Origin of the sequence: Allobosea sp. (assembly GCF_036675845.1) — a bacterium.
GTDB lineage: Bacteria > Pseudomonadota > Alphaproteobacteria > Rhizobiales > Beijerinckiaceae > Allobosea.
In genome coordinates this window covers 25,046-36,450 of record NZ_JAKFED010000179.1, presented here as the reverse complement: position 1 = coordinate 36,450, position 11,405 = coordinate 25,046, and the positions used below count along the sequence as shown (strand labels likewise).

12 protein-coding genes are annotated in these 11,405 nt (G+C 69.3%); 10 read left to right on the top strand and 2 right to left on the bottom strand.

What is annotated here, in order from left to right; translation table 11 throughout:
• Positions 1-21: 21 nt before the first annotated feature.
• On the bottom strand, positions 22-1,095 hold the full coding sequence (gene mutY, locus V6M56_RS19620) for an A/G-specific adenine glycosylase (protein ID WP_332686141.1): 1,074 nt from the start codon (positions 1,093-1,095) through the stop codon (positions 22-24).
• Between the two features lie 130 nt (positions 1,096-1,225).
• Between mutY and V6M56_RS19615 the strand changes: the two genes are divergently transcribed.
• The 8 genes from V6M56_RS19615 (at position 1,226) to V6M56_RS19580 (ending at position 8,991) form a co-directional block, all read left to right on the top strand.
• On the top strand, positions 1,226-1,723 hold the full coding sequence (locus V6M56_RS19615; RefSeq protein ID WP_332686139.1) for a DUF721 domain-containing protein: 498 nt from the start codon (positions 1,226-1,228) through the stop codon (positions 1,721-1,723).
• Between the two features lie 88 nt (positions 1,724-1,811).
• Positions 1,812-2,429, top strand: a complete 618-nt coding sequence (locus tag V6M56_RS19610; protein ID WP_332686137.1) for a DsbA family protein — start codon at positions 1,812-1,814, stop codon at positions 2,427-2,429.
• 27 nt (positions 2,430-2,456) lie between these two features.
• Positions 2,457-5,912, top strand: a complete 3,456-nt coding sequence (locus V6M56_RS19605) for a chromosome segregation SMC family protein (protein ID WP_332686135.1) — start codon at positions 2,457-2,459, stop codon at positions 5,910-5,912.
• Positions 5,913-6,227: 315 nt separating this feature from the next.
• The gene (locus V6M56_RS19600; protein ID WP_332686133.1) at positions 6,228-6,611 is read left to right on the top strand and encodes an AtpZ/AtpI family protein; all 384 of its coding nucleotides are present in this window, start codon (positions 6,228-6,230) and stop codon (positions 6,609-6,611) included.
• Between the two features lie 47 nt (positions 6,612-6,658).
• Complete coding sequence (locus tag V6M56_RS19595; RefSeq protein WP_332686131.1) at positions 6,659-7,405, top strand: F0F1 ATP synthase subunit A; 747 nt, start codon at positions 6,659-6,661, stop codon at positions 7,403-7,405.
• A gap of 63 nt (positions 7,406-7,468) precedes the next feature.
• Positions 7,469-7,696: a F0F1 ATP synthase subunit C gene (locus V6M56_RS19590; protein ID WP_332686129.1), complete on the top strand. Its 228-nt coding sequence runs from the start codon at positions 7,469-7,471 to the stop codon at positions 7,694-7,696.
• A 240-nt stretch (positions 7,697-7,936) separates the two neighbouring features.
• Entirely contained in the window at positions 7,937-8,491 is a 555-nt protein-coding gene (locus V6M56_RS19585; RefSeq protein ID WP_332686127.1) for a F0F1 ATP synthase subunit B, read from the top strand.
• Between the two features lie 17 nt (positions 8,492-8,508).
• On the top strand, positions 8,509-8,991 hold the full coding sequence (locus tag V6M56_RS19580) for a F0F1 ATP synthase subunit B family protein (RefSeq protein WP_442881196.1): 483 nt from the start codon (positions 8,509-8,511) through the stop codon (positions 8,989-8,991).
• A gap of 275 nt (positions 8,992-9,266) precedes the next feature.
• On the opposite strand, the gene V6M56_RS19575 is transcribed toward V6M56_RS19580, so the two are convergent.
• Entirely contained in the window at positions 9,267-10,547 is a 1,281-nt protein-coding gene (locus V6M56_RS19575) for a L,D-transpeptidase family protein (protein ID WP_332686123.1), read from the bottom strand.
• A gap of 165 nt (positions 10,548-10,712) precedes the next feature.
• On the opposite strand from V6M56_RS19575, the gene V6M56_RS19570 reads away from it, so the two are divergent.
• Positions 10,713-10,976: a type II toxin-antitoxin system Phd/YefM family antitoxin gene (locus V6M56_RS19570; RefSeq protein WP_332686121.1), complete on the top strand. Its 264-nt coding sequence runs from the start codon at positions 10,713-10,715 to the stop codon at positions 10,974-10,976.
• The gene (locus V6M56_RS19565) at positions 10,973-11,401 is read left to right on the top strand and encodes a type II toxin-antitoxin system VapC family toxin (protein WP_332686119.1); all 429 of its coding nucleotides are present in this window, start codon (positions 10,973-10,975) and stop codon (positions 11,399-11,401) included. The genes V6M56_RS19570 and V6M56_RS19565 overlap by 4 nt, the downstream gene beginning before the upstream one ends.
• The last annotated feature ends 4 nt before the right edge of the window (positions 11,402-11,405 follow it).

Sequence of the window (11,405 nt, the reverse complement as noted above, 5' to 3'; positions counted from 1 at the left end):
CTTGAGGTGCCGGAACGGGTTTTAACCCGGCCGCAGCGCCTCCAGCCCGGCTTCCAGCGCCTTGAGGAAGACGCTCGGGAACGCCTCCTGCTTCAGCCGGGCGAAGGGCGTGAAGCGCATGCCTTCCGGCGCCAGGGTCTCCAGCGGCACCGGAGCGGTGAACACCGTCAGCTCCAGCGGGAAATGCGTGAAGATGTGGCGCACCGGGAAGATCAGCCGGTGCCATTGCGCCGGGAGCGGCGCGTCGGCAAGCGCCTCGTCCAGCCGGTAATCGGCGCGCCATTCGCCGCCCGGCACCTCGACCATGCCGCCGAGCAGCCCCTTGGCCGGGCGCGTGCGGACCAGCACCGCGCCATCCTCGCGCATCGCGACGAAGGCCGCGCCGAAGCGGGTCGCACCGGTCTTCTTCGCCGCCTTGCGCGGATAGGTTTCCTGCGTGCCTGCGATCCGCGCCCGGCAGGGCTCGCGCCAGGGACAGAGGCCGCAGGCCGGCGAGCGCGGCGTGCAGATGGTCGCGCCGAGATCCATCAAGGCCTGCGCGAAATCGCCGGGACGTGCCGGCATCAGGGCCAGGACGCGCTCGCGCACCAAGGGCTTGGCGCCGGGCAACGCCTCCGCGATGGCGAAGAGGCGCGTCATCACCCGCTCGACATTGCCGTCGACGGCCGCGGCTGGCCGGTCGAAGGCGATCGCGGCCACCGCGCCGGCGGTATAGGCGCCGATGCCGGGCAGCTCGCGCAGCCCTTCTTCAGTATCCGGGAAGCTGCCGGCATGGCCGGTCGCGACGGCCCTGGCGCAGGCATGCAGATTGCGGGCGCGCGAATAATAGCCGAGCCCGGCCCAGGCCTGCATCACGCTCTCGGAAGGCGCGGCGGCGAGCGCCCCGACCGTCGGGAACCGGGCCATGAAGGCCTGGAAATAGGGCTTCACCGCCGTCACGCTGGTCTGCTGCAGCATGATCTCGGAAACCCAGACGCGATAGGGATCGGCCCGCTCGCCCGGCAAGGCGCGCCAGGGCAACACGCGGCGATGGCGGTCGTACCAGGCGAGGAGATCGGCGGCCTTCGCCGGAGGCTGTCGAATTGCGAGGCTCATCGGCCCGGTTTAGCGTGCCGTCTTCCGACTGCAAGCGTCCCCTTGCGCCGGGTCCGAAGGAACCGGCCGGCGAAATGCCGCACAGCTCAGGCCGCCTTGCCGCGCCGGCAACGGAAGCGCAAAATGGCCCATGGCCGCAAAACCCCTCGCCGAACTGATCGACGACCTGCTCGCGCCCGCCTTGGCGGCGCAGGGCTTCGCCGGACGTTCGGTCGTCACCTTCTGGCCGGAGATCGTCGGCGAGCGCCTGGCGGAGCGGACGCGCCCGCTCAAGATCGACTGGCCGCGACGGCGCAACGCACCCGGCGAAACGGCGGACCCGGCGACGCTGGTGGTGCGCGTCGAAGGCGCCTTCGCGCTGGAGATGCAGCAGCTCGGGCCGATCGTGCTGGAGCGGGTCAACACCCATCTCGGCTGGCGCGCGGTCGGCAAGCTGGTGCTCAAGCAGGGGCCGGTGTCGGCGCCGGCCCGGGCGCAGGCCCTGCCGCCGCCCGATCCTGCGGCCCTCGCCCGCATCGCGGCGCAGGTGGCGCGCGTCGAGGATTCCGGCCTGCGCGAGGCGCTCGCCCGGCTCGGGCGGGCGGTGGCGCAGCGACGCAAGGCCGCAAGCGACGACACGGCTTCGTGAGCGGGGCCGGCGCCTTTCGAACCTGTCTTGCCACAATCTTCGTGGCCATTATGGTCCGCAACCTGTCATCGCCATCAAGGAATTCGTCATGACCAGCCGCCGCCAAGTGATGCTCGGCACCGCCGCCTTGGCCCTCTCCCCTATCCTCGCCGGCCGCAGCGCGCAGGCGCAGGATCTCGGCGTCTCGGGCCCGCTCGGCGATGTCTGGCTCGGCAAGCCCGATGCCAAGGTCACCATCATCGAATATGCCTCGCTGACCTGCGGGCACTGCGCCACCTTCCACCGCGACACCTGGCCGGCGCTGAAGGCCAAGTACATCGACACCGGCAAGGTGCGCTTCGTGCTGCGCGAATTCCCGCTCGATCCGCTGGCCACCGCCGGCTTCATGCTGGCGCGCTGCAACGGCAACGACAAATACTACCCGCTGACCGACCTGCTCTTCGCCCAGCAGCGCAACTGGGCCTTCACCGACAAGCCGGTCGATTCGCTCTCGACCATGGTCAAGCAGGCCGGTTTCACACAGGATTCTTTCGAGGCCTGCCTGAAACGGCAGGACATCTACGAGGCCGTCAATCAGGTTAAGGACGGCGGCGCCAAGGCCGGCGTCGACTCGACCCCGACCTTCTTCATCAACGGCCAGAAGCGTTCCGGTGCACTCAGCCTCGCCGAGTTCGACAAGATCATCGAGCCGCTGCTCGGAAGCTGACCCCGCGGCCGTGCTCGAGGCGCGCCGATGCATCTGACGCGCCTCAAGCTCGCCGGCTTCAAGACCTTCGTCGAGCCGACCGAATTCCTGATCGAGCCGGGGCTGACCGGCATCGTCGGGCCCAATGGCTGCGGCAAGTCGAACCTCGTCGAAGCCCTGCGCTGGGTGATGGGCGAGAGCTCGTTCAAGAACATGCGCGGCTCGGGCATGGACGACGTCATCTTCGCCGGCTCCTCGGAGCGGCCGGCGCGGAACATGGCGGAGGTCGCGCTCACCCTCGACAACAGCGACCGCAAGGCCCCGGCCGCCTTCAACGATGCCGAAGTGCTGGAGGTGACGCGCCGAATCGAGCGCGAGGAAGGCTCGACCTACCGCGTCAACGGCAAGGAAGTGCGGGCTCGCGACGTGCAGCTGCTCTTCGCCGATGCCGCGACCGGGGCGCGCTCGCCGGCGCTGGTGCGTCAGGGCCAGATCAGCGAGATCATCGCCGCCAAGCCGCAATCGCGAAGGCGCATCCTCGAGGATGCGGCCGGCATCGCCGGGCTGCACAGCCGCCGCCATGAGGCGGAGCTGCGGCTCAAGGGCGCCGAGGACAATCTCAACCGGCTGGAAGACGTGCTCGCCGCGATCGACGGCCAGGTCGATGCGCTGCAAAGGCAGGCGCGGCAGGCCTCGCGCTATCGCAGCCTCGCCGCCGATATCCGCCGGGCGGAAGCCGTGCTGGCGCTGATCGCGCATGGCGAGGCGCGGGCGCAGGACGCCGTCGCCGAGCGCGCGCTCGAGGCCGCGGTGCGCGAGGTCGCCGACCGCACCGGCGTCCAGGCGGAAGCGGCGCGCCTGCAGGCGATCGCGGCCCATGCCCTTCCCGAGCTGCGCGAGAGCGAGGTCACAGCTGCAGCCGCGCTGGTCCGGCTGAAGCGCGGCCTCGACGAACTCGAAGCCGAGAACCGGCGGGCGCGGCAGCGCAGCGAGGAACTCGACAGGCGCCTCGCCGAACTGCAGGGCGATCTCTCGCGGCAGGAGAGCCTCGGCAAGGATGCGAGCCAGTCGCTCGCCCGGCTGACCGACGAGGATGAGGGCCTGCGGCGCGAGGCCGAAGCCGCCATCGCCACCGGGCAGTCGGCCGCGACCGAGCTGGCTGCGGCCGAGAAGCGGCTCGGCGCCGCCGAGGCCGAGCATGCGGCGGTCCAGCAGCGCCTGTCGGAGCTGACGGCGCGGCGCGGCGCCCTGGAGCGGGCGATCCGCGAGGCGAAGGAACGCGAGGGCCGCCACGCCGCGGAGCGCGACAGGCTGCTGCGCGACCAGGCCGCCCTCGATGCCGACGGCACGGCGGCAACGCTCGACGGCCTCCGCGGCGACGTCGCGGCCAGGGAAGCCGCGATGCAGGGCGCCGACACGGCTGCGGCCACGGCACGAACGGCATTGGCGAACTCCCGGGAGGAGGAAGCCCGGCTGCGCGCACCGCTGGCCGAGGCCGACCGCACGGCGCAGCGGCTCGACACCGAAATCCGCACCCTGCAGAAGCTGCTAGCCCCGGCCACCGGCGGCAAATGGCCGGCGATCCTCGACGCCATCACCGTGGCCAAGGGCTATGAGGCGGCTCTCGCGGCGGCGCTGGGCGACGATCTCGACGCCTCGCCCGACCTCGCCGCGCCGGCGCATTGGCATGACACCGGCCCCGGCGACGCCGACCCCGCCTTGCCCGAAGGCGCCGCGGCGCTGGGCCGGCATGTGCGCGGCCCTGCCGCCCTGCTGCGCCGGCTGCGCCAGATCGGCGTCGTCGCCCGCAGCGATGGCGCCCGCTTGCGGCCGCAGCTGCAACCCGGCCAGCGGCTGGTCTCGCGCGAGGGCGACGTCTGGCGCTGGGACGGGCTGACCAGCGCCGCCGAAGCCCCCTCCCCGGCGGCACGCCGGCTCAGCGAGAAGAACCGGCTCGGCGACCTCGAAATCGAGGCCCAGGCCGCGCGCGAAGCGGCGGAGAGCGCCCGCGCCGGGCTCGATGCCGCGACCGAACGCGCCAGAACGGCCGGCCAGGCCGAAGCACGGGCGCTCGAAGCGGTGCGCGAGGCGCGGCGCGGCCTCGACCAGGCGCGCGAGCGCCTTGCCGTGGCCGAGCGCAAGGCCGGCGAGGCGGCATCGCGCCGCTCGGCGCTGACGGAAGCCATCGGCCGGCTCGGCCAGAACATCGGCGATGCCGGCGCCCAGGCCGGCGCCGCGGCACAGGATCTTGCCGCGCTGGCGCCGGCGCCGGAACTGGAAGGCGCCCTGCTGGCGGCCCGCGCCGAACTCGGCGAGCGCCGCGCCGCCGCCTCCCAGGCGCGGGCGCTGGTGCAGACGCAAGGCCGCGAAACCGAATTGCGGGACCGCCGGCGCGAGGCGATCGCGCAGGACATCGGTGCCTGGCGCGAGCGGGCCGGCGCCAGCGAGCAGACGGCAACGGAGACGCGGCGCCGGATCGAGGCGGCAGCGGCCGAGCGCCAGGCGCTGATCGAGGCGCCCGACACCTTCCTGGTCGAACGCCGGCGTCTCGTCGCCGAGATCGAGGCCGCGGAAGGCGCGCGGCGCGCCGCCGGCGACAAGCTCGCAGGCGGCGAGACGGCGCTGGCCGAGGCCGACCGGCAGGCGCGCGCGGCGCTCGAGGGCCTCGCCGGCGCGCGCGAAGGCCGCGCCAGCGCCGAGGCCAGGCTGGAGGCGGCCCGGCAGCGGCTCGCCGACATCTTGCGGCAGATCACCGAGGGGCTCGAGACCGACATCGCCGGCCTGCGGACGCTGGCGGGCATCGGGGCCGGCGACGCGCTGCCCGAGGCGGAGGGCATCGAGCGCCGGCTGTCCGGCCTCAAGGCCGAGCGCGAGCGGCTCGGCGCCGTCAACCTGCGGGCCGAGGACGAACTCGTCGAGGTGCAGGGCAAGCGCTCCGGCCTCGCCGCCGAGCGCGACGACCTGACCGAGGCGATTCGCCGCCTGCGCCAGGCCATCGGCGCGCTGAACCGCGAAGGCAGGGAGCGGCTTCTTGCCGCATTCGAGATCGTCAACGGCCATTTCCAGCATCTCTTCGGCGTGCTGTTCGGCGGCGGCATGGCCGAGCTCTCGCTGGTCGATTCGGAGGATCCGCTCGAAGCCGGGCTCGAGATCATCGCGCGGCCGCCGGGCAAGAAGCCGCAGGTGATGACGCTGCTTTCCGGCGGCGAGCAGGCGCTGACCGCAACCGCGCTGATCTTCGCCGTGTTCCTGACCAACCCCTCGCCGATCTGCGTGCTCGACGAGGTCGACGCGCCGCTCGACGACGCCAATGTCGAGCGCTATTGCGACCTGCTCGACGAGATGGCGCGCAACACCGCGACGCGCTTCGTCCTGATCACCCACAACCCGATCACCATGGCGCGGATGGACCGATTGTTCGGCGTCACCATGGCCGAGCGCGGCGTCAGCCAGATGGTCTCGGTCGACCTCGACACCGCCGAGCGCATCCGCGAAGCCGTCTGAAGGCGCTTTGCCGCAGCGCACAAGAATCTGCGGAAGGCTCTCCCCCGAATCTTGAATTCTTATATTTTTCAAGAGCTTGAATACCGCCCCGCTTGCCTTGACACTCTCCGGACCCGCCAATATGGTGCGCGCGGTTTTCCTGGGCGGCGGAGCTTTTCCTCGCACGGGACGATCGGCAACCCCGATGGGTGCCCGCCATGACGGACCGAGTTCGGGATCGTCGCTTTCGGCAGGCGCAAATCAGCGACAATCCGGGCTATGTTCAGCTCATCTGAACCGAGAGCGGAGGGGTCGCGTGATGGCGGTCTTCATTCGATGACGAGCGAAGATGGCAAGGGCGGGACCGGCCCGGCCAGGAACGAGCCCGCGAAAGCGGATGCGAACCTGGACAGCCGGCTGAAGTCGCTCGACGCCGGGCTCCGGCGCGCGAGCGATCGCCAGGAGGATGCGGTCCGTCGCGAAAGCGGCCGGGGCGATGCCAGCGGAATCGGTCAGGCCATGCGGCTTTCGACCGAGTTCATCGCCGGCATCATCGTCGGCGGCGGAGCAGGCTGGGCGTTCGACAAGTGGCTCGGCACCGCCCCCTGGGGAATGATCGTGCTGCTGATGCTGGGGTTCGGTGCGGGCGTGATGAATGTCGTGCGCGCAGCGGGCTTGATGAAATCGCGCACTGACGATAAGTCGGGCGCGCAGAACTGAGCCGCGGCTCCGAAAGGGGCCGCCTTATGGCGGGAACAAGGCGAGAGATGGCTGGTCCGATCGAACAATTCGAGATCAAACCGATCGTGTCGCTCGGCAAGATCGGCGGAAGCGAAATCGCTTTCACCAATTCCGCCCTGTACATGGTCTTCGCCGTGGCGGTGATCGCCCTGCTCTTCGTCTATGGCACGCGCAACCGCTCGCTCGTTCCGGGCCGCCTGCAGTCGCTGGCGGAAATGGGATACGAGTTCGTCGCCAATACGGTGAGGGACTCGGCCGGCCATGACGGCATGAAGTTCCTGCCGCTGGTCTTCTCGCTCTTCATGTTCGTGCTGGTCTGCAACCTGATCGGCATGATCCCCGGCTCGTTCACCGTCACCAGCCACCTGGTGGTGACCGCCGCGCTCGCCGCCGTCGTCATCCTCACGGTCATCATCTACGGCATCGCCAGGCATGGCGCCCATTTCTTCGGCCTGTTCGTGCCGAAGGGCGTGCACCCGCTGATGCTGATCATCCTGGTGCCGATCGAGGTGATCTCCTTCGTCTCGCGGCCGATCAGCCTTTCCGTGCGTCTGTTCGCCAACATGCTGGCCGGGCACATCGCGCTCAAGATCTTCGCCGGCTTCGTCGCGACGCTGCTGTTCGCCGGCGGCTGGGCGATCCTGTCGCCGCTGCCGCTCCTGCTCACCGTCGCGCTGATCGCGCTCGAATTCCTGGTGGCGGCGCTGCAGGCCTATGTCTTCGCCGTGCTGACCTGCATCTACCTGCACGACGCGCTCCATCCCGGCCACTGAGTTCCAGAGCCGGTAGCAAGTTCACCCCTCCACTGACACAACCATCCCGCTAAGGAGTTTTCCATGGATCCCGTCGCAGCCAAGTACATCGGCGCTGGTCTCGCTTGTCTCGGCATGGCCGGCGCCGGCATCGGCCTCGGCAACCTGTTCGGCCAGTTCCTCGCGGGCGCCCTGCGCAACCCGTCGGCGGCCGAAGGCCAGCGCGGCACGCTGCTGCTCGGCTTCGCGCTGACCGAAGCGCTCGGCATCTTCTCGCTGCTGATCGCGCTTCTGCTGCTGTTCGCGGTCTGATCAGGATCGCAGGCGGGCCCGCCGCAGACGAAAGCCGGAAGCGGTTTTCGTCGGTGGGCCCTGGAGCATGACGTGAAGAGCCGGAAGCGGCTTTTCAGGTAAGCCAGGCTCCGAAGCCTATGTCGACGATCACCGCTTTCGCATTCGGACGATACCGTTCGGATGCGAGGTGATCTAGCCTCCCTTCCCGGAATCGCCGTGCGGGTCAGCAATGTCCGCGCGGTCGGATGAGGTTCAGTGATGGCAACGCCAGCCACGACCACAGGAACGACCGCCCCCGGCGGCGCCGACGCCGCCCATGGCGGTGGCTTCCCGCCGTTCCAGGGCGAAACCTTCGCCTCGCAGCTGCTCTGGCTGGCGATCACCTTCGGCTTCCTCTACTGGCTGACCGCCAAGGTGATCGCACCTCGCCTCAGCGGCATCCTCGAGGATCGCGCCAACAAGATCGGCAACGATCTCGACGACGCGGCCGCGATGAAGGCCAAGGCGGAAGAGGCCGGGCAGGCCTATGAGAAGTCGCTGGCCGAGGCGCGCGCCAAGTCCCAGGCGATCGCCCAGGAAACGCGCGAGAAGGTCAGCGCCGACAGCGCCTTGCGCCGCAAGAAGGTCGAAGCCGACCTGGCTGCCAAGCTCGCCGAGGCCGAGGCCCAGATCGTGACGATGAAGACCGGCGCGATGAGCAATGTCGGCGCGATCGCCGCCGAGGCCGCCGCCGCCATCGTCGACCGGCTCACCGGCATCGCGCCGGCGCCCGCCGACGCCGCCAAGGCGGTCAAGACCGCGATGAAGGGCTGAGGGCCATGGCGAATCTACTGGCTAATCCGACCTTCTGGGTCCTGGTCGGGACCGTCGTCTTCATCGTGCTCGCCATCAAGATGGGCGCGGCGAAGGGCATCACCGGGGCGCTCGACGCGCGCGGCGAACTGGTCGCGCGCGAGCTCGCCGAGGCGCGCCGCTTGCGGCACGAGGCCGAGCTGCTGCTCGCCGAGTACGAGGCCAAGCGCAAGGCCGCCGAGGCCGAGGCCGAGACCATCGTCGCCAACGCCAAGGAGGAGGCCCAGCGCCTCGCCACGGACGCCGAGGAGAAGCTCGCCGAGTTCGTGACCCGGCGGACCAGATCGGCCGAGGAGAAGATCGCCCAGGCCGAAAACCAGGCGACCGCCGAGGTCCGCGCCGCCGCGGCCGAGGCGGCCAGCCAGGCCGCCGAGCTGATCCTGCGCGGCCAGGTCGCCGGCAAGGCGGGCGCCGAGTTCGTCGCCGCCGGCCTCAAGGACGTCAAGGCCAAGCTCAACTGAGCCGGCTTTCTCGCCCTCGCAATTGCGGGGTGAGCAGAAGAAATTCAGAGCGCCGCGGACCCTCCGGCCCGCGGCGTTTCCATTTGCTCGGCCTCGGAACCACCGCCGTCATCCTGGACAAGCCGCGAAGCGGCGTAGTCCGGATCCATCGTAAGAGTTCCGGAGCTTTACGATGGGTCCCGGGCCGAGCTTCGCTCGCCCAGGATGACGGCGGTGGTTCCGCGTGAAAACAACAGACTCTAGGCTATGCCGGCGCGCGCCTCTCCCGGCAGGTACTACTGAACCGCGACAGCCGTGATCGCGACAGGGCGCGGGAGCGGCAGCGGGGCCGTGGTAGCGCGCGGCGGGGCGGCCGGAGCAGCCGCTGCGCTCGGAGCCGCCGGCTTCGGGCGCGGCTTGCGCGGCTGGATCGTCGAGGTGACGATGCCCTGCGGCGTATCGAGCGCGTAGATGTCGTCGCGAAACTGCACTAGCCCGCCGGCATCCTGCCAGCCGGTCATGTAGACCCAGGCGACGGGCACGGATTTCTTCAGCGCGATGTTCTTGCGCTCGCCGCTGGCGATCTCGGCCTCGATCGCCGGCAGGTTCCACTCCGTGCCTTCGAGCAGCCAGGCGGCGAGATCGCGCACGCCCTCGATCCGGGCGCAGCCGGAGGAGTTGAAGCGGACATCGTTGCGGAACAGCGTCTTCTTCGGCGTGTCGTGCATGTAGACCGCCTCGCCGTTCGGCATGTCGATCTTGAGCTGGCCGAGCGAGTTCGTCGGGCCCGGATCCTGCCGGACGTAGAAATACGGGTTGGTCAGGCTGGCCCAGTTGACGCTTGCCGGATCGATCTCGCGGTTCTCGGCGCCGAGCAGCTTCATGTTCGACTTGGCGATGAAGCCTGGGTCCTTGCGCATATGCGGGATGATGTCGGCCTTCACGATCGACATCGGCACCGTCCAGTACGGATTGAGGTTGACCGAGGTGATGCTGGCCTGCAGCACCGGCGAGGGCCTGTCCGGGCGGCCGACGATGGCGAGATGGCGGCGCTGGACCGTGCCGTTCTCGACCGCCTCGACGCTGGCGCCGGGAATGTTCACCACGACATAGCGCTCGGTGAAGTTGAAGCCGTTGCCCTTCAGGCGTTCCAGCGTCGCCGTGAGCTGGTTGAGCCGGACCTCGACGGGCACGTTCAGCGCCTTCAGGGTGAGGCGGCCGACGGTGCCGAGATCGGACAGGCCGTGACGGGTCTGGAAGCGCTTCACCGCCGCGACCACCGTGGCGTCGTAGACGTCGCCGGGCAGCGCATCCGGCGGCAGGTCGCCGCTGAGCATCAGCCGCTGCTTGAGCTGTGCGACCACCGGCCCCTGCGAGTCCGGCTTCAGCGCGGTGACGGCACCCGGCACCTTCGGCCAGCCGCCGCGGTTGGCGATGTCCTCATGCGTGATCAGCGCCTCGAGCGTGCGGTCATAGGTCTTCGGGCCATAGCCCGGCTCCTCGGCACGCGAAGCCGTCAGCATCGCCGCGAAGGCGATGGTGGCGGCGAAGGAATGGCGAAGGCGAACGCACTGCATGAGCCGGTCCCGGGGCGCGAGAATACGCACCAAAGCGAGCATTCCTCGCACATGGTCAAGGAAGCCTTAAGGCAGCACGGGAAAGTGACGATAGGGCAGCGGCAGCTTGCCTAGGCACCTGAATGACCTATATGGTCATGATAGTCATTTTTTGCGGAGGCCAGCATGACCGCAAGCCCTAAAGAGACATGGAGCGTGGCCAACGCCAAAGCGCGCTTCTCCGAGCTCATCGACAAGGCAAAATCCGAAGGTCCGCAGACGGTGACCCGAAACGGCAAGCCGGCAGCGGTGCTGGTGTCGGTGGAGGAGTGGGAGAAGAAGACGGCGCCGAAGGACACGCTCGTCGAGTTCTTTCAGAATTCACCCCTGTACGACAGCGGGATCGAGCTTGAACGCTTCAAGGGCGACTTTCGAAAGGTCGACCTTTGAGCTTTCTGCTCGACACCAATGTGGTGTCTGAACTCGCCAAACCGGACTTATCGCCGAACGTAGCCCAATTCATTCGGACGAAGCCCCAGAGTGAGTTCTTCATCAGCGTGATCACCATCGCGGAGATACGCTGCGGCGTCGCGCTCTTACCACTCGGTAAACGGCGCGACGCGCTGGAAACGTGGCTCGGGATCGCCCTGCCGCAGCGCTTCGACGGCCGCATCATCGAAGTCGCACACGACATTGCGTTGGCGTGGGGAGACCTGATGGCGTGGTCGCGTCGGAACGGCGCGAACCTCGAACCGATGGACGGGCTGATCGCAGCAACGAGCCGGACGCGCGACCTGACGCTCGTCACACGCAACATCCGCGATTTCGACCGCCTCGGCCTGCGGCTGCTCGATCCCTGGACCGAGCAGCGCTGAGCGC